This is a genomic window from Jannaschia halovivens (genome assembly GCF_046452375.1).
Lineage (GTDB): Bacteria > Pseudomonadota > Alphaproteobacteria > Rhodobacterales > Rhodobacteraceae > Jannaschia > Jannaschia halovivens.
The window spans coordinates 1,162,737-1,182,416 of sequence record NZ_JBKFDJ010000001.1 but is presented as its reverse complement, the minus strand read 5'-3'; the positions used below and the strand labels follow the sequence as shown (position 1 = coordinate 1,182,416).

Below are 19,680 nucleotides of genomic sequence, written 5' to 3'. Positions count from 1 at the left end.
AGGCCGGGGACGACAACAACAGACCGCGGCGCGCGAGCGACCCGGCAGAGGCGCAGGTAACGGCAATGTCGGGCAGGACATTCCAGCATGTCGCCGTCCTCATGGGCGGCCGTTCGTCGGAGCGCGAGGTCTCGCTGTCGACCGGGCGCGGCTGTGCGCAAGCCTTGCGCGACGCGGGCTACGACGTGACCGAGATCGACGCGGGCCCGGATCTCGCACAGGTCCTGACCGATCTGGCGCCCGACGCGGTCTTCAACGCGCTGCACGGCCGCTGGGGCGAAGATGGTTGCGTCCAGGGCCTGCTCGAATGGCTGGCGATCCCCTACACCCATTCCGGCGTGCTGGCCTCGGCCCGCGCGATGGACAAAACGCTGTCGAAGGCGGCCTTCGCGCGCGCGGGACTGCCCGTCGTCGAGAGCCGGATGGCGTCGAAGGCGGAGGCGATGGCGAAACACGTCCTGCCGCCGCCCTACGTGATCAAGCCCAATGCCGACGGCTCGTCGGTCGGGATCTACATCGTCCCCGAGGGCGCGAACGCGCCGCCCGACCTCGCGGACACCATGCCCGAGCGCGTGATGGTCGAGACCTACGCACCGGGCCGCGAGCTGACCTGCACCGTCCTGATGGACGCGGCGCTCACCGTGACCGAGATCGTCACCGACGGCTGGTACGACTACGAGGCGAAATACGCCGAGGGCGGATCGTCCCATGTCCTGCCCGCCGATCTGCCGTCCGAGATCTTCGCCGCCTGTCAGGACTACGCGCGCCTCGCCCACGCCGCCCTCGGCTGCCGCTCGATCAGTCGCACGGATTTCCGCTGGGACCCGGCGCGCGGGCTGGACGGGCTGATCCTTCTGGAAACGAACACCCAGCCGGGCATGACGCCCACCTCGCTGACGCCCGAGCAGGCGCAGCATGCGGGCCACGATTTCGCGACGCTCTGCGCGATGCTGGTGGAGGATGCCTCATGCGACCGCTGAAACCCGGCGCACGCGCGGTCGCCGATCCTGCGCCGTCGAAATGGCGCTACCGGCTGCAGCGGCTCTGGCTGACGCCGCTTTTCCGGGCGCTGATCCGCACCGGCATCCCGAGCTTCGGCTTCGTCTTCCTTTTCACCTGGTACATCAACGACGAGGCGCGCATCCGGGCCATCGTCGACGGCTACGAGACCGCCATCCGCACCGTGCAGGACCGCCCCGAATTCATGGTCGGCTTGCTCCGGATCGAGGGCGCGTCCGAGCAGCTTCAGGAAGAAATTCAGGAGGTGCTGCCGATCGACCTGCCGCTGTCGCAGTTCCAGCTCGATATCGACGGTCTGCGCGCGATGCTGGTCGATCTCGACCCCGTGCTCGACGCGGAGGTTCGGGTGAAATCGGGCGGCGTCCTCCTTCTGAAGGTGACCGAGCGGGAACCGGCGGTCATCTGGACCCATGCGGACGGGATCGAAGTGCTGGACGCCACGGGTCAGCGCGTCGCGACGCTTACGGATATCGCCGAGGCCGGGCCCCTGCCCATCGTGGCAGGCGACGGCGCCGATCAGCACGTGCCCCAGGCCCTGACACTCATCCAGGCCGCGGCGCCCGTCACCGACCGCCTGGTTGGCCTGACCCGGATCGGCGCGCGCCGCTGGGACGTGGTGCTCGACCGCGGCCAGCGGATCGCGCTGCCCGAAGCCGCGCCTGCCGCCGCCCTCGACCGCGCGCTGGCCATGCATGCCGCGCAAGGTGTGCTCGACCGCGACGTCACCGTCATCGACCTGCGTCTTCCGCACCGGCCGGTGCTGCGCCTCAGCGGGCCCGCCCGCGACGAGCTGCGCCGCCTGCAGGAGCTAGAGCGCCTCAGCTATACACCGGAGGATCAATGAGCCGTCTGTTCCAGGCCCAGCGGGCCATGCGCCGCAAGCGTCAGGCCGCCCTCCAGCGGGGCGTCGTCGCCATTCTCGACGTGGGCACCCACAAGACCGCGTGCCTCGTGCTGCGCTTCGAGGAGAATACGCCCCAAGGCGAGGGCGTCGGCCACATGGCCGGCCAGTCGAATTTCCGCGTCATCGGTGCGACGACGACCCGGTCGCGGGGCATCCGCATGGGCGAGGTCGACGCCATGCCCGAGACCGAGCGTGCGATCCGCACCGCGGTGCAGGGTGCGCAGAAGATGGCGGGCGTCCGCGTCGATCATGTCATCGCCTGCTTCTCCGGCGGACGACCCGCAAGCTACGGCCTCGCCGGCGAGGTGACGCTGGAAAGCGGGCCCTGCACCGTCCATGACGTGGCCCGTGTGCTGGCTTCGGTCGACACGCCGGATCTCGGCGCGGGGCGCGAGATCCTGCACGCCCAGCCGGTGAATTTCGGCCTCGATCACCGCACGACGCTGCGCGATCCGCGCGGCCAGACGGGCGAGATGCTGCGAACGGACATGCACCTTCTGTCGGTCGATGCCCACGCGATCGAGAACCTTCTGACCTGCATCCACCGCTGCGATCTCGAACTCGCCGGCCTCGCGAGTGCGCCCTACGCCGCCGCGACCAGCGCGCTGGTCGAGGACGAGAAGGAGCTGGGTGCGGCCTGCATCGACATGGGCGGCGGCACGACCGGCGTGTCGATCTTTATGCGCAAGCACATGGTCTATGCCGACACGGTGCGCCTCGGTGGCGATCACGTCACCTCCGATATCAGCCAGGGGCTGCGCATCCCCAGCCAGACCGCCGAGATGATCAAATGCCGCTATGGCGGGGTCGTCGCCACGGGAATGGACGACCGCGAGGTCATCGCGCTCGAGGCCGATACCGGCGACTGGCATCACGACCGCCGCTCGGTCACGCGGACCGAACTGATCGGGATCATCCGCCCCCGCGTCGAGGAAATCCTTGAAGAGGCGCGCGCCCGGCTCGACATCGCGGGCTTCGGCGACCTGCCGTCCCAGCGCATCGTGCTGACCGGCGGGGCCAGCCAGATCCCCGGTCTCGACGGGCTGGCGGCGCGCATCCTGGGCAATCAGGTGCGCCTCGGACGCCCCCTTCGCGTCCAGGGCCTGCCCGAAGCGGCCAAGGGCCCGGCCTTCGCGGCTTGCGTGGGCCTCTGCATGCAGGGTGCCGAGCCGCAGGACGAGTTCTGGGATTTCGACGCCGTGCCCGAGCGGACATCTGGCCGCTCGATCCGCCGCGCCGTCCGCTGGTTCCGCGACAACTGGTAGTCGTCAGAAATGCGGATCGTGCGTCGCGATGTCCGGCACGGACGCGACCACGTCGCCTTCGGATTCGTTGACTTTCGAATTTTGGCTCAGCGATCCGCCGGAACTCAGGATGTAGGCGGCCCGCTGATTGAGCGGCAGCTGGGTGATCTGGTTCTGGTTCAGACGGATCTTCTTGTTCAAGCCGATCGTCTGCTTCGGCGTGGAGCTGGACTTGGTGATCTGGACGCTGGGCTTGGAGAAGGCGCTGATGGCGAGCGTATACTGGACCATTTCGGCCGAATGGGCGCTCGTGCCGAGGGTCACGGCGGCGATGGCGACCAGGGCTGTCATGCTGGGGCGGGTCATGGGATGTCCTCTCGATATGTGGTGGTCGGCATCTGCACCGGGATGACGGCGCGATTTGGGCCGGGATGGGGCGTGTCTCGACGCGGATCGGGGCGCCCGACACGTGTCGTCAGCGCACCCCTGACGAATGGGTGGCGGCCGCAGAGGCAGGGACCTCCGCATGGACGGCGCCCGCCACGAGAAGCGCGCCCAACGCGATGATCGCGAATTTCCACCGCCGGTCGTCCTCCGCGCGTTCGGTGGCCACGGCGGCGAACCTGACATGGCGATCGGGGGGAAGGGTTGCGCCCGCGTGGCTTGTTCGCGGCAAGACCGGGCAGGGGCGCGAAAAAGGCCGACACGAAACGGGGCGGCCCCGGTGGGACCGCCCCGTCACTCGGCTCACCCCGTCCCCCCGGGCGGGCGGCGCCGATCTCAGCGCAGCGCCGTATCTCCCGGCTCCGCGAAGGTCACGATGTCCGGGATGCTCTCGAAGTCGGGCTCGAAGACGGGCGCGGGCGCGGCGGCGGGCGTGGCCGGCCCGTCCTCCTGGCTGTCGCGGCAGAACTGCGAGATCGCGATCTGCGTGTGGCGCGGCAGGTCGGCGAATTTCTGCGGCTCGCAGTTCGGGTAGCTGCCCTGTCCGGCGGCGGCGGGCCCGGCGGCCGAGATGAGCAGTGCGGCGGCGAGGGCGCCGACGACGCCGCCCCCGAGACCCAGCGTGACGGTGACGATATTGGCAGACATGTTCTGATCCTTCCCTGAGGGATGCGTTTCGCATCCGATGTGGTGCCCGCCGGGTCATCCGACGGTGTGAGGACAGCATGTCGGGCGGGGCGGCGGACCGTCAGTCGGGAATCCATGACCCGCGCACCGGATAAGGTCGGGATTTCCTCACCTTCGGGGCCGTGCGTCCCGTCCACGGGCCGATCCGCCACACCGATTCGTTTTTTGGGTGACGGACGGTTTGCGATTCGTTACCTTGTGTCAAAATCTGCGGAAAACGCATGAACCAAGCGGCCTGAGGCGGGCCCACAATACAGGTGGACAGAGCAATGACGTTGAATCTCACCATGCCCGGCGGCGGCGCCGAACTCGATCTGCGTCCGCGCATCACCGTCTTCGGTGTCGGCGGAGCTGGCGGCAACGCCGTAAACAACATGATCCAGAAGGATCTGGAGGGGGTCGAGTTCGTCGTCGCGAACACCGACGCCCAAGCGCTCCAGCAAAATCAGGCGCAGTCGCGCATCCAGCTCGGCGCGCGCGTCACCGAAGGGCTCGGCGCGGGTGCGCGGCCCCAGGTCGGCGCATCCGCCGCCGAGGAGACGATCGAGGAGATCGTCGACCGTCTCGCCGGCGCACATATGTGCTTCATCACCGCCGGGATGGGCGGCGGCACCGGCACCGGTGCGGCCCCGATCATCGCGCAGGCCGCCCGCGAGCTGGGCATCCTGACCGTCGGCGTCGTCACCAAGCCCTTCCAGTTCGAGGGCGCCAAGCGCATGCGTCAGGCCGAGGAGGGCGTCGAGGCCCTCCAGAAGGTCGTCGACACCCTCATCATCATCCCCAACCAGAATCTCTTCCGCCTCGCCAACGAGAAGACCACCTTCACCGAGGCGTTCAGCCTCGCCGACGACGTGCTCTACCAGGGCGTCAAGGGCGTGACCGACCTGATGGTCCGTCCGGGCATGATCAATCTCGACTTCGCCGACGTCCGGTCCGTGATGGACGAGATGGGCAAGGCCATGATGGGCACCGGTGAGGCCACGGGCGAGGATCGCGCCGTCGAGGCGGCCGAGAAGGCCATCGCCAACCCGCTTCTCGACGAGCTGTCGCTCAAGGGTGCGCGCGGCGTTCTCATCAACATCACCGGCGGGCACGACCTCACGCTCTTCGAGATGGACGAGGCCGCGAACCGCATCCGCCAGGAGGTGGACGAGGACGCGAACATCATCGTCGGCTCGACCCTCGACACCGCGATGGAAGGCACGATGCGTGTCTCGGTCGTCGCGACCGGGATCGACGTCGCCGAGGGCGCCAACGAGGCCCCGATGCCGCGCCGCCGTCTCTCCGAAGCGACTGCCCCGGTTCAGGCCCAGCAGGCCGCTGCCGCCGCCGTGACGCCCGAGCCCGCGCCGCAGCCGCTGACCCTCGAGCAGCCCGCACCCATGCCCGAGCCGGCCCCCATCGCGGCTCCCGCCGCGGCCAGCTTCTTCGACGCCGTCGATCAGCAGGATGCCGAGGAGGCGTCGATGGCCGACGACTTCTTCGGTCGCCGCAGCCCCGCCGCCGACGACCTGCCGCCGCCGTCCTACCAGCCGGCGCCGACGCCCGCGCCCGCGATGGCCGCCGAGCCGGCCGTGCCGAGCTTCCAGGCCCAGCCGCGCCCCGAGGCGACGCCGGGCGCGCCGACCCCCGAGGCGATGGACCGCCTGCGGGCCGCCGTCCTCAAGGGCGAACAGCGCGCGCAGCCGCAGGAAGCGCCCCGCGGCGCCGACCACAACGCCCGCTTCGGCATCGGCAGCCTCATCAATCGGATGACCGGTACTGCCGCGGATGCCCCTGTGGCGCGCCCCGCCGCACCGGCCACGGCCGCCCCCGCCCCCGCCCCCGCCCCGCAGGCGGACCCCGAGGACGAGCGCATCGAGATCCCCGCATTCCTTCGCCGCCAGGCGAACTGAACGCGGGCCAGACGCACCCAAGCACCAAGACCGGCGGCGGCCCCTCGGGGCCGCCGTTTTTTCGTCTCGAACCGTTACGAAGCGTTCACATCATGCCCCTATGACGGGGGGAATCGCGCCGAAGGCGCATTCGCAACATGTTGGTTACGTTTGATTTTCGGTTAGGGCGGGGGTGGTCGGCGAAGTTTCGCCACCCCCGCGACCCGGCTGTTTCACCCCGTAACCCAGCTTGAATTGCGGTGCAGCCCCCCTGCGCCTAGCTCAGTCTCAACGGCGTGCCCGATGGCCGCCCGGAGGTTGAGACGACATGCAGAACACGATCCGCACCGCGATCCACTTCACCGGCGTCGGCCTGCACCATGGCCGGTCCGCCCGCATGTCGATTCATCCCGCCATGGCCAATCACGGCATCTGGTTCCGCCGCACCGACGTCGCGGGCAACGGCATGATCGCCGCCCGCCACGACAGCGTCGAGACCTCGCCGCTCTGCACGCTTCTGATCAACGAGGCGGGTGTCTCCGTCTCGACCGTCGAGCATGTGATGGCCGCGCTGACCGGATGCGGCATCCACAACGCCATCGTCGAGATCGACGGCCCCGAGGTTCCCATCCTCGACGGCTCCGCCTCGGATTTCGTGCGGGCCATCCTCAAGGCCGGCATCGCGCGGCAGGACGCGCCCGTCCACGCGTTGGAAGTGCTGCGCCGCGTGCATGTCTCCGACGGCGCCGCTTCGGCCACGCTGACGCCCGCGCCCGAGCTCGAGATCGACTTCTCCATCGATTTCGCCGATCGCGCCATCGGCCAGCAGCACAAGGTGCTGCGCCTGTCGAACGGCACGTTCGTACGCGAGCTCTGCGACAGCCGCACCTTCTGCCGCCAGTCCGATGTCGACGCGATGCATGCGGCGGGCAAGGCGCTCGGCGGCTCGCTTGCCAACGCCGTCGTGGTCGATGGCGACCGCGTCGTGAACCCCGAAGGCTTCCGCCACACCGACGAGGCCGTGCGTCACAAAATGCTCGATGCGCTGGGCGACCTGTCGCTGGCCGGTGCGCCGATCCTCGGTCGCTACACCGGCATCCGCGCCGGCCACGCCATGACGAACAAGCTTCTGCACGCCCTGTTTGCCGACCCGCTCGCCTACCGCGTCCGCACATTGACGGCCGCCGAATGCGGCATCCTGCCCGGCGCGGGTCTCGAGAAGGATGTGTTTACGCATCTCTGACGAGAATTGGTCGCTCGGCATGCTTCACACCTCAACCCGTCGCCGCTATGGTGCGGCGCAAGCCCTGTCAGGGGGCACGGGGCAGGGGATCTGGACCACATGACGACCGGTGGAACGATACGATGGACCGGCGCGCTCGTCGCGCTTGCGATCCTTGCGGCCTGTGGACGCGGCGGCACCAATATCGATCTCGAAGACACGTCGCCCGAAGGCATCTACCAGCAGGCCGAAGTCCAGCTCGCCGCCGGCGATCCCGATGACGCGGCGGTCCTCTTCGGCGAGGTCGAGCGGCTCTACCCCTACAGCGAATGGGCCAAGCGCGGCCTCATCATGCAGGCCTTTGCCTACCATGAGGACCGCGATTACGAGAACGCGCGCGCCTCGGCTCAGCGCTTCATCGACTTCTACCCGGCGGACGAGGACGCGGCTTACGCGCAGTACCTCCTCGCGCTCAGCTATTACGACCAGATCGATCAGGTGGGCCGCGACCAGGGCCTGACCTTCCAGGCGCTCTCCAGCCTGCGCACGGTTATCGAGACCTATCCCGACAGCGAATACGCCCGCTCCTCGATCCTGAAGTTCGACCTCGCCTTCGATCACCTCGCCGCCAAGGAGATGGAGATCGGGCGCTACTACCTCAAGCGCGGCTTCTACCCCTCTTCGATCAACCGCTTCCGCGCCGTGGTCGAGGAATTCCAGACCACCACCCACACGCCCGAGGCGCTGATGCGTCTGGTCGAGGCCTATCTGGCCCTCGGCCTCACCGAAGAGGCCCAGACGGCGGGCGCGATCCTCGGGCACAACTTCCAGTCCTCACCCTTCTACGACGACGCCTTCCGGCAACTGACCGGCCGCGGCCTCTCGCCCGAGGCGGCGGGCACCGGCTGGCTCCGCGACATCTACCGCCGCACGATCCGGGGCAACTGGCTCTAGACCGCGTCCATCGCGCAGCGATCCGTTCGGGGCGCGGTTCAGATGCCCGGCCCCCCTTTTTGACAACGCCGCTTGAACCCGTGGCCTGCGGCGGTCTCCTCTCGCGCCGGTCCGGTATTCGCCCCTCGCCCGAATGCGAGGCCGCCCGGCATGCGGGATCTTTCTCCAAGCGCTCCTTGGACCCGCATCGGAAGGGGGCTCACCCCCATGCACCGATCCTTCCAATCCCCTCGCCAATCCTCGCGCGGCGCTTTAATTATCCGGCATGCTCCGCACCCTCATCATTCGTGACAGGCCCATCACCGGGGTCCCGCAGGGACCACGCGGTGCTCCCGCGCAAGGACGCTGACGCCGACATATGCTCCGTTCGCTCGACATCCGCGACATGCTCATCATCGAGCGGCTCTCCCTCGAGTTCGGGGGCGGCCTCAACGTGCTGACCGGCGAGACGGGGGCCGGGAAGTCGATCCTGCTCGACAGTCTCGGTTTCGTGCTCGGATGGCGCGGGCGGGCCGAACTGGTGCGACAGGGCGCCCGGCAGGGCGAGGTCACGGCCAGCTTCGATCTGCCGCCCGGCCATCCGGCGCGCGCCGTGCTCGACGCCCACGAGATCGAGGCCGAGGAGGGCGAGCTTCTCCTGCGCCGCGTCAACGCCCGCGACGGGCGCAAGACGGCCTGGGTCAACGGGACGCGCGTCACCGGCGAGGTGCTGCGCGCGCTCTCGGACACGCTCCTCGAACTTCACGGCCAGCACGACGATCGTGGCCTTCTGAACGTGCGCGGCCATCGCGCGCTGCTGGATGCCTATGCCGGTGATGCGGACGCGCTCGCCGCCGTGCGCGCCGCCTGGTCCGAGCTGGCCGAGGCCCGCCGCGCGACCGAAGCCGCCCGCGCCACGATCGACGCGGCCCGCGCCGAGGAGGATTTCCTCCGCCACGCCGTCGAGGAGGGCGACCGCCTGTCCCCCGCGCCGGGCGAGGAGGCCGAGCTCGACACCCGCCGCCGGCTGATGCAGGCCTCGGGCCGGATCCATGACGACGTCGCCAAGGCCCTCGCCGCGATCGGCGGACAGGGGGCCGAGGGCCAGATGCTCGACGCCACCCGCTGGCTCGAGGACGCGGCCGAACAGGCGGGCGAGAGCCTCGCGGGCGCGATCGACGCGCTCGGGCGCGCCCTGGTAGAACTGGGCGAGGCGCAGGCCGGCGTGGAAAGCTGCCTCGACGCGCTGACCTTCGATCCGCGCGAGGTCGAGGAGACGGAGGAGCGTCTTTTCGCGATCCGCGCCATGGCCCGCAAACACGGCGTCCAGCCCGACGACCTCGCCGCCTTCCTCGCCGATCTGCGACAGCGGCTCGACCTGCTCGACGCCTCCGAGGGCGGGCTCGAGCGGCTGGCCGCGGCGGAGACGGCGGCCGAGGCGCGCTACGACGCCGCCGCCGCGGCGCTGACGACGCTCCGCCGCGATGCCGCGACCCGGCTCGACGCCGCCATGGCCCGCGAACTGGCCCCGCTCAAGATGGAGCGCGCGGTCTTCACCACGATCGTCCAGCCGGGCCAACCCGGTCCCGAAGGCGCCGACCACGTCGCATTCGAGGTCGCGACCAATCCCGGCGCGCCCTCCGGCCCCCTCGACAAGATCGCCTCGGGCGGCGAGCTCAGCCGGTTTCTCTTGGCGCTGAAGGTCTGCCTGACCGGCGGCGACAAGTCCCTCACCCTGATCTTCGACGAGATCGACCGCGGCGTCGGCGGTGCAACGGCCGACGCCGTGGGCCGCCGCCTCCAGGCCCTGGCCCAGGGCGGTCAGGTCCTCGTCGTCACGCACAGCCCGCAGGTCGCGGCCCTTGGCGCGCATCACTGGCGGGTCGAGAAGCGCAGCACGGGCGACACAACCACCTCCACCGTCCTGCCCGTGGCCGAGGCCGACCGGGTGGACGAGATCGCCCGGATGCTCGCCGGCGACACCGTCACCGAGGCCGCCCGCGGCGCGGCCCGGGCCCTCCTCGACGCGGCGGCCTGATCCGGGCGCGACCTCGCCCGTCTTTGCTCGTCAAATATGGAAATGCCGCGACCCGCAGCCTGCGCGGCCCCTCCGACCGCGCAACGCGGCGCAGGGGCGCCCGCAAAATCTTCGCCGAAGATTTTGCCCCCGCCTAGAGCAACCAGAGCGCCGCCAGCCCGAGGAACGCGAAGAAGCCCACCACGTCCGTCACCGTGGTCACGAATGCGCCCGAGGCCAGTGCCGGGTCCACGCCCACCTTCTGCAACACCACCGGTATGCCCACCCCCGCAAAGCCCGCCACCACGAGGTTGATGACCATCGCCACCGCGATGACGACGCCCAGCATCGGCGAGCCGAACCAGACGATCCCGACCACGCCCATGATGACCGCGAACGCGGCACCGTTGATCGCCCCCGCCATGACCTCGCGCCGGATGACGCGCCAGACATTCGCGCCGGTCAGGTCACGCGTCGCCAGGGCCCGGACCGCCACGGTCAACGACTGGGTGCCCGCGTTGCCGCCCATGGACGCCACGATCGGCATCAGAACGGCCAGCGCCACGATCTCGGTGATGACGCTCTCGAATTGCGAGATCACCAGCGAGGCGAGGATCGCGGTCACGAGGTTCACCGCAAGCCAAGGGAAGCGCCGCCGCACGACGCCCAGCGTGCGGTTCGACAGGCTTTCTTCGGCATCGACGCCCGCAAGGCGCAGGATGTCCTCCTCGGCCTCCTCGTCGAGGATCCGGATCGCGTCGTCTATGGTGATGACACCCAGCAGCCGGTCGTCGGCATCCACCACGGGCGCCGAGATCAGGTGGTACTGGTTGAACGCGTAGGCGACCTCGCTCTCGGGATCGTCCACCTCGAAGGTCCTGAAGCTCTCCTCCTCGATCTCGGCCAGCGGCGTCTCGCGCGGGGTCGAGAGGATCTTGCCCAGTGTCACGTGACCCACGGGCCGCATCCGCGGATCGGTCAGGATGACGTGATAGAACTGCTCCGGCAGGGTCTCGGTGTCGATCGTCCGCAGGTGGTCGATGGCCTGTCCCACGGTCCAGAAGGACGGCGCGACGACGACCTCGCGCTGCATCAGGCGGCCGGCGGAGAACTCGGGATAGGTCAGCGCCTGTTCGACCGCGACCCGGTCGACCTCGGTCAGCGCGCCCATGATGGCGGTGGCCTGATCGGCATCCTCGAGGTTCTCGATCAGGTCGACGACATCGTCGGTGTCGAGTTCGCGCACCGCCTCGGCGACGTCCTCGGCGGGCAGTGCCTCAAGGATCTCCTCGCGCAGCGCCTCGTCGAGCTCCGAGAGGATCTCGCCGTCGATCTGGCCCGACCAGAGCGCCAGCAGCAGGCCGCGCTGCGCATCCGTCAGCTGTTCCAGAAGGTCCGCGATATCCGCCCCGTGAAGCGGCTCCAGGAGGTCGTCGAGGACGGTGCTCTCGCGCGCCTCGAGCGCTTCGGCGATGGCCCGTAGGCGCGGCTCGTCCAGCTCGACCTCGTCCTCGTAGGGCGTGTCGGCCTCGATCACGGCATCGTCGAATTCCGGCATGGACACGGCCTCCACTGGGGTCTGCGCGTCGATAGCCTGCCCGTCGCGTCAGGGGTAGCGGCGATTTGGCGCGCGCGCTACGCCGGTCCCATGACCATGCTCATCGCAGGCCAGCTTCTGGCCTTCACCGCCGATCCGTTCACCGTCCCGCCCGAAGATGCGGCACGTCACGAGACCCGTGGCGCGGTCGCCGTCGCCGACGGGCGGATCATCGCCACGGGCACGCGCGGCGCCATGCAGGCGCGATTCCCGGACGCGACCCTCCGCGACCATGGCGACGCGCTGATCCTGCCGGGCTTCGTCGATGCGCATATGCATTACCCGCAGACCGCAATCATCGCGTCATGGGGCAAGCGCCTGATCGACTGGCTCAACAGCTATACCTTCCCCGAGGAGGCGCGCTTCGGCGACCCCGCCTATGCCCGCCGCATCGCCGACCGCACGCTGGATCTTGCCCGCGCCCACGGCACCACGTCGTTGGCCAGCTACTGCACGATCCACCCGGCCAGCGTCGACGCGATCTTCGAGGCGGCGGCGGCGCGCGGCATGGCGGTCTGGGCGGGCAAGACCTGCATGGACCGCAACGCACCCGACGACCTGCGCGACACGGCGCAATCGGCCTATGACGACAGCCGTGCGCTTCTCGACCGCTGGCACGGGGCAGGGCGCGCGCGCTATGCGATCACGCCGCGCTTTTCGCCCACCTCGACGCCCGACCAGCTTTCGGCCCTGGGCGCGCTCTGGGCCGAGCATCCGGATTGCCTGATGCAGACTCACCTCTCCGAGCAGACCGACGAGATCGCATGGGTCCGCGACCTCTTCCCCGACGCGCGCGACTATCTCGACACTTACGAGGCGCATGGCGTCCTGGGCGAACGCGGGCTCTACGGCCATGCGATCCATCTGGAACCGCGCGAGATCGACCGCCTGCGCGAGACGGGCGCCGCACTCGTCCATTGCCCGACCTCGAACACCTTCATCGGCTCGGGCCTCTTCGACATGGGCCTGGCCGACACGCATCGCGTCGGCCTCGCGACCGATACCGGCGGCGGCTCGAACTTCTCGATGCTACGGACGATGGCGGCGGCCTACGAGGTGGCGCAACTCCGCGGCCGGGCCTTGCATCCCGCGCAGCTTCTCTGGCTGGCGACCGAAGGGTCGGCCCGCGCACTCCATGCCGCGGACGAGATCGGGACGCTGGCCGAAGGCAGCGCCGCCGACCTCGTTATCCTCGACCTCGCCTCGACCCCCGTGATCGCGCAGCGCCACGCTCGTGCCGAGACCCTCTGGGAGGCGGTCTTTCCGACGATCATAATGGGCGACGACCGCGCCATCGCCGAGACCTATGTCGCGGGACAGCCGTCGGGCTGAGACGTCTTTGGCCCGGTACGGTCATGGTTCAGTTTCTCGGTATGACGTCTAAACGCCGACATTGGGCGGGACAGGCCGGCCGCACCGAACCATCCCGCCGGCCGGCGGTGCCTCGCATCGCATCCTGCCTAGACCGGGCGCGCGAGCGGCCCGGTGCGTGTCACCCGGTGACAGGGACGCAGGTGCCGGTGTCGGCGTTCAGCGTGGTGCCCGGCGCACAGGACATCTGGGCGGACTGCTGCTTGCCGTAGCTGCACCCCTGCGCCAGGGCGAGGCCGGGGGCGCCGGTCAGGATGGCGGCGGCGAGGACGAGTTTCACGGTCTTCATCGAACGGCTCCTTCGGGTTCTGGGTGACGTAAGGGTAGCGCATCCCGGCGCGATCGCAAACGACCGACGCGATTCCCGGGGTGGACGCTGCAACCTTTCCGTGCAGCTGCACGTTTTATGGGCATGCCTGCACAACCGAGAGGAGCCGACATGGCCACCCCGAATGACCCCCATTCCGAACCCAAGACGACCGTCAACGTCGTCGAAACGCGCTCCGGCTCCGGCGGATCGGCGCTCTGGCTGATCCTCGGCGCCGTGATCGCCGCGCTCGCGATCTTCTGGTTCATCTCCAGCGGCGGCGATGTCGCCGATGGTGGCGGCGGTGACGCGACCGTGGTCATCAACGAAGGCGCAGCCGATGCGGTCGAGGGCGCGGCCGCCGCCGTCGAAGGGGCCGCCGAGGCCGTCGAAGGCGCCGCCTCCGGCAACTGAGCTATCCGGTCCGCCGCCCCCCGGGGCGGCGGGCCGATCCGTCAATCCCCGAAGACCCGCGCGAAGATCGTGTCGACATGCTTGGTGTGGTAGGCCTCGTCGAACTTCGCCTCGATCCCGTCCGCTCCAAGCGCCGCCACCACCTCCGGATCGGCCAGCAATTCCTCGCGGAAATCGCTCCGCGTTTCCCAGACCGTCAGGGCGTTGCGCTGCACCATTGCGTAGGCGTCCTCGCGCGACACGCCCGCCTGCGTCAACGCCAGAAGCACGCGCTGCGACATGACGAGGCCGGGGAACGTGTCCATGTTGGCGCGCATGTTGTCGGGGAAGATCAGCATCTTGTCGATCACGCCGGTCAGCCGGGCCAGCGCGAAATCCAGCGTGATCGTCGCGTCCGGCCCGATCATCCGCTCGACGCTCGAATGCGAGATGTCCCGCTCGTGCCAGAGGGCGACGTTCTCCATCGCCGGGATCACCATGCCACGCACCAGCCGCGCGAGGCCGGTCAGGTTCTCCGTCAGGACCGGGTTCTTCTTGTGCGGCATCGCGGAAGAGCCCTTCTGTCCCATCGAGAAGAACTCCGCCCCCTCCAGCACCTCGGTGCGCTGCATGTGCCGGATCTCGGTCGCGATGTTCTCGACGCTCGAGGCCACGACCCCCAGCGCCGCGAAGAACGCCGCATGCCGGTCGCGGGGGATCACCTGGGTCGAGATCGGCTCGGGCTCGAGACCCATCTTTGCGCAGACATGCGCCTCGACCGCCGGGTCGATATTGGCGAAGGTCCCGACCGCGCCCGAGATCGCGCCGGTCGCCACCTCCTCGCGTGCGGTGTGCAGACGCCGCAGGTTGCGGTCCATCTCGGCGTAGAAGCGCGCGAAGGTCAGGCCCATCGTCGTCGGCTCGGCATGGATGCCGTGGCTGCGGCCGACGCGGATCGTGTCCTTGTGCTCCAGCGCGCGTCGCTTCAACGCCGCCAGCAGCGCCTCGACATCCGCAATCAACAGATCCGCCGCCCGCGTCAGCTGCACGTTGAGGCACGTATCCAGCACGTCGGAGGACGTCATCCCCTGATGCACGAACCGCGCCTCGTCGGCGCCGACATGCTCGGCCAGATGCGTCAGGAAGGCGATGACGTCGTGCTTGGTCACGGCCTCGATCTCGTCGATGCGGGCGACGTCGAACTCGACGTCCTTCGCCGTCCAGACCGCCTCGGCGTTCTCGCGCGGGATGACCCCCAGATCCGCCATCGCGTCGCAGGCATGGGCCTCGATCTCGAACCAGACGCGGAACTTCGTCTCCGGCGACCAGATCTTCACCATGTCGGGGCGGGAATAGCGGGGGATCATGGGCTCTGGCCTTTCCTGTCGGTCGCGGGCGTCCTACGCTGGGGGCCGCCGAAAGGGAAGGAGACCCGAGAATGCGCCCGACCGTCCGCCTCGCCGCCATGTTCTGCATCGTGGCCCTGCCCGTGGTTGCGCAGGACTGGCAGCCCGTCGCGGATGTCTACGGCACGCTTTCGGGCCGAACGGTGCAGTACCCGTCGGCGACGCAGGCGTTCCGCTCGAACGGCAGCACGCGCTACGACGCGGGCACGCCCTCTGTCGGGCGCTGGACCGAAAGCGCGGGGCGCTATTGCTCGGTCTGGCCGCCGGTCGAAAGCTGGTCCTGCTTCGACGTCATGATCTCCGGCGACGGCTCCCGCATCCGCTTCGTCGACGATCGCGGCAACGCGACCGACGGGGCCTTCCGCTAGTGACGATGCCGCCGCCGAAAGACGCCAAACCCATCTGGATGCATCCGGTCGCCGCGACCGGCTACTCGCTCGCGGGCGGGCGGTTCCTGATGCGCCAGCGCGCGGCGCAGATCCAGCTCGTGATGGGCGCGGTCACGGCGCTGCTCTTTCTCGTCGTCGGGGTGGGGCCGGTGCAATGGGGCGTGATGATCGCGCTGTTCCTTGCCGGGCTCGCGACCGAAGCCCTCAACACCGCGATTGAACTCCTGGTCGACCGCGTCTCGCCCGAGATCAGCGAATTCGCCAAGCACGCCAAGGATCTCGGCAGCTTCGCGGTCGGCTGCGTCCTTCTGGTCTTCGTCGGCCACGCGCTCTGGGCGCTGGGGTCGGCACTGGCGTGACGCCCGAAGCCCGACTGGCCGCGCTGGAAGGGGAATGGACCTTCCGCCGACATATCGTCGAGGCGGAGGGTGGCACGACCCGCGTCACGGGACGCGCCGTCTGGACGAGGGGTGAAGACGCGTTCGACTGTCTCGAAACGGGGACGATGATGCGCCCGGACGGCAGCCGCTTCGAAGCCGCGCGCCGGACGCTTTGGACAATTGCGCCGGACGGGATCGCGGTGCAGTTCGCCGATGGCCGTCCGTTTCATCGCATCACGGGCGGCGCCCGTCCGAAGGCGGCGCATGACTGCCCACCGGACGACTATCGCCTGTCTTATGATTTCAGCCGGTGGCCCGACTGGTCCGTTCGCTGGCGCGTCCGCGGGCCCCGCAAGGATTACGGCGCGGTCACGACCTATCGGCGGGCCTAGCTCATCGGGCAGATTTCGCCCGTATCGCGCCAGATCGTCACGTTCAGCGACATGTCGCACAGCGCCTTGAAGGTGCGGCCATCGACGGTCAGGCAGGTCGTGGCGCCGACCTCGTGCAGGTTGCCGGTCGTGTCGCGGCACTCGCAGGGAATGGACTTCGTGGCCTGCGCATAGGCGCCGACGGCGGGCAGGGTCGCGAAGATTGCGATGGCGATCGTTCTCAACATGGGCGGTCCTCCTTGGCCGTCAAAATAGCACGCGCGCGGCTCTTGACCAAGGCATGCACACCCGCCAAGCCCACGGCATGATGCCCTCCGACCGCCTCGACCAGATCCTGTCACGGTTCGAATATCTCGAGGCGCGGCTGAATGCGGGGCCGGACGCCTCCGAAATCGCCGACCTCACGCGCGAATATGCCGACGTGAAGCCCGTGGCCGAACTGGCCCGCGACTGGCGCGCATTGGAGGTGGCCGAGGCCGAGGCCCAGGCGATGCTCGACGACCCCGAGATGGCGGAACTGGCCCGCGCGGAACTGCCCGACCTGGCCGCCCGCCGCGCGACCCTCGAAGCCGAGCTCCAGATCGCGCTTCTGCCGAAGGACGCCGCCGACGCGCGGCCCGCGATCCTCGAGATCCGCCCCGGCACCGGGGGTGAGGAGGCGGCGCTCTTCGCGGGCGATCTCGAGGCGATGTATCGCCGTTACGCCGAAGCGCGCGGTTGGCGCATGGAGGTGGTCGAGCGGCAGGAAACCGATCTCGGCGGCATCAAGGAACTGGTCGTCCGGGTCGAGGGCGAGAATGTCTTCGCCCGCCTCAAGTTCGAAAGCGGCGTGCACCGCGTCCAGCGCGTGCCCGCGACCGAAAGCGGCGGGCGCATCCACACGAGCGCCGCGACCGTCGCGGTCCTCCCCGAGGCCGAGGCCGTCGAGATCGACATCCCCGCGACCGATATCCGCATCGACACAATGCGCGCCAGCGGGGCCGGGGGCCAGCACGTCAATACGACCGACAGCGCCGTCCGCATCACCCACCTGCCCACCGGGATCATGGTGACCTCCGCCGAAAAATCGCAGCACCGCAACCGCGAGATCGCGATGAACGTGCTGCGCGCGCGCCTCTACGATGCCGAACGTGCGGCCGCGGATGCCGAGCGCGCCTCGGACCGCCGCGCGCAGGTCGGGTCTGGCGACCGCTCCGAGCGCATCCGCACGTATAACTTTCCGCAGGGCCGCATGACCGACCACCGCATCAACCTGACGCTCTACAAGCTCGATCAGGTGATGCAGGGCGATCTCGACGAGGTGATCGACGCGCTGACTGCCGATCTGCAGGCCCGGCAACTGGCCGAGATGGGGGCGTGAGCGACACGGTCGCCGCGGCCCTGCGCGCGGCCACGATCCGGCTCGCCGACGCCGGTATCATAGATCCACGGGGCGACGCGACGCGCCTCCTGACCCACGCCGCCCGGGGTTCCCGTCCCCCCACGGACCTGCCGCCCGGCACGCTCGACCGCTTCGCCGCCGCCATCGACCGGCGCGCGGCGCGCGAACCCGTCAGCCATATCACCGGGCGGCGCGCCTTCTGGGACCACGAATTCCGCGTCAGCCCCGACGTGCTCGACCCGCGTCCCGATACCGAAACGCTGGTCGAGGCCGCGCTCGCCGGACCGTTCGACCGCGTGCTCGACCTCGGCACCGGCTCGGGCTGCATCCTCCTGTCGCTCTTGGCCGCCCGGCCGGACGCGACCGGCACGGGCACGGACATCTCCGACGCGGCCCTTACCGTGGCCCGCGACAACGCCCAACGCCTCGGTGTGGCGGGTCGGGCAACGCTCCGCCGCGCCGACTGGCTGGACGGCATCGACGGCTCCTTCGACCTGATCCTCTCGAACCCGCCCTACATCGCCGAGGCCGAGATGGCCGACCTCTCGCCAGAGGTCCTGCGCGAGCCGCGGATCGCGCTGACCCCCGGCGGGGACGGGCTCGACCCCTACCGTATCATCGCCCGCGACGCGCCCGCGCGCCTCGCGCCCGGCGGTCGCCTGATGGTCGAGATCGGGCCGACTCAGGGCGCGGCCGTCGCGGCGCTCTGGCGGGCGGCAGGCCTCAGCGACGTGGAGATCGGATCCGATCTTGACGGGCGCGACCGCGTCGTCATCGGCGGAAATCCCCGCTGAGGCATCGCGAATACGGGCAGAATGCAACGAATCCTCTTGTAAGTCGCAGGGATGCCACCCATAACCACCCCAGCATCCATGCTGACGCGCCGCAGGCGCATCCGGGGTGCCTGCCCGACCAATCCGGACCTCTCGAGCCCCGCCGGGGCCATCGGTCCCCGGCCAGCACGAACGGCCAAGATCAGCGGAAACACCCCACGCATGAGAAGCAGCAAGTCCCGTTCGCGGAACAAGAACCGGAACAACCGTCCCCAGGGCGGCAACATCGTCAACCGCGTCTTCGACAGCTCGGGTCCCGAGGGGAAGGTGCGCGGCACGCCCGCGCAGATCATCGAGAAATACAACCAGCTCGCCCGCGATGCGCAGCTCTCCGGCGACCGCGTCGCCGTCGAGAACTTCCAGCAGCATGCCGAGCACTACACCCGCATCCTTGCCGCCGCGCAGAAGGAAATGGACGCGCGCCAGCAGCAGAACCAGCAGAACCAAGGCGGCCAGAATGCCCAGCAGGGCGGTCAGCAGAACGGCCAAGGCGGCAATGGCGGCAACCAGAACGGTAGCGGCCAGCAGGGCGGCCAGCAGAATGGCGGCCAGCCGCAGCAGAACACCCAGGGCGGGCAGGACGGCCAGTCGAACGAAGGCGGTCCCAAGCGCCGCAGTCGCAACCGGCGCGACCGCGACGACCGCAATTCGGATGATCGGGGCGGCAACGACCGCAACGGCGCCGGCGATGCGAACGGCGACGAGCGCGAGCGTGCCGCCCCCGAGGCGACCGATGCCCCGCGCGCCGAACCTGTCGCGGCCGAGCCCGCAGCGCCCGCACAGGGCGGCCCCGAAGCCGCGCCCGAGGACAAGTCCAAGCGGTCCCGCGTGCGCAAGAAGGCCCCGGCCCCCGAAGGTGAGCCGACGCCGCAGGACTGACCCTCGG

22 protein-coding genes are annotated in these 19,680 nt (G+C 69.4%); 15 read left to right on the top strand and 7 right to left on the bottom strand.

Annotation, left to right across the window (positions count from 1 at the left end; translation table 11 throughout):
* Window positions 1-65: 65 nt before the first annotated feature.
* Genes ACK8OR_RS05980 through ftsA form a run of 3 tightly spaced genes read left to right on the top strand, consistent with a single transcriptional unit; the run spans window position 66 to window position 3,189 of the window.
* Window positions 66-980: a D-alanine--D-alanine ligase gene (locus tag ACK8OR_RS05980; RefSeq protein WP_410188510.1), complete on the top strand. Its 915-nt coding sequence runs from the start codon at window positions 66-68 to the stop codon at window positions 978-980.
* Window positions 968-1,864, top strand: coding sequence for a cell division protein FtsQ/DivIB (locus ACK8OR_RS05975; protein WP_410188509.1), 897 nt, complete (start codon window positions 968-970; stop codon window positions 1,862-1,864). The genes ACK8OR_RS05980 and ACK8OR_RS05975 overlap by 13 nt, the downstream gene beginning before the upstream one ends.
* Entirely contained in the window at window positions 1,861-3,189 is a 1,329-nt protein-coding gene (gene ftsA / locus ACK8OR_RS05970) for a cell division protein FtsA (protein WP_410188508.1), read from the top strand. The genes ACK8OR_RS05975 and ftsA overlap by 4 nt, the downstream gene beginning before the upstream one ends.
* 3 nt (window positions 3,190-3,192) lie before the next feature.
* Here the strand turns inward: ftsA and ACK8OR_RS05965 are convergent, their stop codons facing one another.
* From ACK8OR_RS05965 to ACK8OR_RS05955, 3 genes are all read right to left on the bottom strand, one after another.
* The gene (locus ACK8OR_RS05965) at window positions 3,193-3,534 is read right to left on the bottom strand and encodes a hypothetical protein (RefSeq protein WP_410188507.1); all 342 of its coding nucleotides are present in this window, start codon (window positions 3,532-3,534) and stop codon (window positions 3,193-3,195) included.
* Window positions 3,535-3,643: 109 nt separating this feature from the next.
* Window positions 3,644-3,781, bottom strand: coding sequence for a hypothetical protein (locus ACK8OR_RS05960; protein WP_410188506.1), 138 nt, complete (start codon window positions 3,779-3,781; stop codon window positions 3,644-3,646).
* A 167-nt stretch (window positions 3,782-3,948) separates the two neighbouring features.
* Complete coding sequence (locus ACK8OR_RS05955; protein WP_410188505.1) at window positions 3,949-4,260, bottom strand: hypothetical protein; 312 nt, start codon at window positions 4,258-4,260, stop codon at window positions 3,949-3,951.
* 308 nt (window positions 4,261-4,568) lie between these two features.
* Here ACK8OR_RS05955 and ftsZ point away from each other — a divergent pair, with 308 nt between their 5' ends.
* From ftsZ to recN, 4 genes are all read left to right on the top strand, one after another.
* A complete protein-coding gene (gene ftsZ, locus ACK8OR_RS05950) occupies window positions 4,569-6,194 on the top strand; it encodes a cell division protein FtsZ (RefSeq protein WP_410188504.1) in 1,626 nt (541 codons plus the stop codon).
* Window positions 6,195-6,501: 307 nt separating this feature from the next.
* Complete coding sequence (lpxC, locus tag ACK8OR_RS05945) at window positions 6,502-7,416, top strand: UDP-3-O-acyl-N-acetylglucosamine deacetylase (RefSeq protein WP_410188503.1); 915 nt, start codon at window positions 6,502-6,504, stop codon at window positions 7,414-7,416.
* 99 nt (window positions 7,417-7,515) lie between these two features.
* Entirely contained in the window at window positions 7,516-8,349 is an 834-nt protein-coding gene (locus ACK8OR_RS05940; RefSeq protein WP_410188502.1) for an outer membrane protein assembly factor BamD, read from the top strand.
* Window positions 8,350-8,707: 358 nt separating this feature from the next.
* Entirely contained in the window at window positions 8,708-10,366 is a 1,659-nt protein-coding gene (gene recN, locus ACK8OR_RS05935) for a DNA repair protein RecN (protein WP_410188501.1), read from the top strand.
* Window positions 10,367-10,499: 133 nt separating this feature from the next.
* Here the strand turns inward: recN and mgtE are convergent, their stop codons facing one another.
* Window positions 10,500-11,903, bottom strand: a complete 1,404-nt coding sequence (gene mgtE / locus ACK8OR_RS05930; protein ID WP_410188500.1) for a magnesium transporter — start codon at window positions 11,901-11,903, stop codon at window positions 10,500-10,502.
* 90 nt (window positions 11,904-11,993) lie between these two features.
* On the opposite strand from mgtE, the gene guaD reads away from it, so the two are divergent.
* Window positions 11,994-13,274, top strand: coding sequence for a guanine deaminase (gene guaD / locus ACK8OR_RS05925; protein ID WP_410188499.1), 1,281 nt, complete (start codon window positions 11,994-11,996; stop codon window positions 13,272-13,274).
* Window positions 13,275-13,434: 160 nt separating this feature from the next.
* On the opposite strand, the gene ACK8OR_RS05920 is transcribed toward guaD, so the two are convergent.
* Entirely contained in the window at window positions 13,435-13,602 is a 168-nt protein-coding gene (locus tag ACK8OR_RS05920; RefSeq protein WP_410188498.1) for a hypothetical protein, read from the bottom strand.
* Between the two features lie 150 nt (window positions 13,603-13,752).
* On the opposite strand from ACK8OR_RS05920, the gene ACK8OR_RS05915 reads away from it, so the two are divergent.
* Window positions 13,753-14,034: a hypothetical protein gene (locus ACK8OR_RS05915; protein WP_410188497.1), complete on the top strand. Its 282-nt coding sequence runs from the start codon at window positions 13,753-13,755 to the stop codon at window positions 14,032-14,034.
* A gap of 41 nt (window positions 14,035-14,075) precedes the next feature.
* Here the strand turns inward: ACK8OR_RS05915 and purB are convergent, their stop codons facing one another.
* The gene (gene purB, locus ACK8OR_RS05910) at window positions 14,076-15,380 is read right to left on the bottom strand and encodes an adenylosuccinate lyase (protein WP_410188496.1); all 1,305 of its coding nucleotides are present in this window, start codon (window positions 15,378-15,380) and stop codon (window positions 14,076-14,078) included.
* A gap of 71 nt (window positions 15,381-15,451) precedes the next feature.
* Here purB and ACK8OR_RS05905 point away from each other — a divergent pair, with 71 nt between their 5' ends.
* From ACK8OR_RS05905 to ACK8OR_RS05895, 3 genes are read left to right on the top strand one after another with little or no spacing between them, the layout of a single operon-like run.
* Window positions 15,452-15,787, top strand: coding sequence for a hypothetical protein (locus ACK8OR_RS05905; protein WP_410188495.1), 336 nt, complete (start codon window positions 15,452-15,454; stop codon window positions 15,785-15,787).
* Between the two features lie 5 nt (window positions 15,788-15,792).
* Window positions 15,793-16,167: a diacylglycerol kinase gene (locus ACK8OR_RS05900; protein ID WP_410188494.1), complete on the top strand. Its 375-nt coding sequence runs from the start codon at window positions 15,793-15,795 to the stop codon at window positions 16,165-16,167.
* Window positions 16,164-16,580, top strand: coding sequence for a DUF6314 family protein (locus ACK8OR_RS05895; protein ID WP_410188493.1), 417 nt, complete (start codon window positions 16,164-16,166; stop codon window positions 16,578-16,580). Before ACK8OR_RS05900 ends, ACK8OR_RS05895 begins: the two co-directional genes overlap by 4 nt.
* Here the strand turns inward: ACK8OR_RS05895 and ACK8OR_RS05890 are convergent.
* The gene (locus ACK8OR_RS05890) at window positions 16,577-16,807 is read right to left on the bottom strand and encodes a hypothetical protein (RefSeq protein ID WP_410188492.1); all 231 of its coding nucleotides are present in this window, start codon (window positions 16,805-16,807) and stop codon (window positions 16,577-16,579) included. The two genes, ACK8OR_RS05895 and ACK8OR_RS05890, sit on opposite strands and share 4 nt — an antisense overlap.
* Window positions 16,808-16,884: 77 nt before the next feature.
* Here ACK8OR_RS05890 and prfA point away from each other — a divergent pair, with 77 nt between their 5' ends.
* From prfA to ACK8OR_RS05875, 3 genes are all read left to right on the top strand, one after another.
* On the top strand, window positions 16,885-17,940 hold the full coding sequence (prfA, locus tag ACK8OR_RS05885; RefSeq protein ID WP_410189871.1) for a peptide chain release factor 1: 1,056 nt from the start codon (window positions 16,885-16,887) through the stop codon (window positions 17,938-17,940).
* Complete coding sequence (gene prmC / locus ACK8OR_RS05880; protein WP_410188491.1) at window positions 17,937-18,755, top strand: peptide chain release factor N(5)-glutamine methyltransferase; 819 nt, start codon at window positions 17,937-17,939, stop codon at window positions 18,753-18,755. The genes prfA and prmC overlap by 4 nt, the downstream gene beginning before the upstream one ends.
* A 201-nt stretch (window positions 18,756-18,956) precedes the next feature.
* The gene (locus ACK8OR_RS05875; RefSeq protein WP_410188490.1) at window positions 18,957-19,673 is read left to right on the top strand and encodes a DUF4167 domain-containing protein; all 717 of its coding nucleotides are present in this window, start codon (window positions 18,957-18,959) and stop codon (window positions 19,671-19,673) included.
* Window positions 19,674-19,680: the final 7 nt, after the last annotated feature.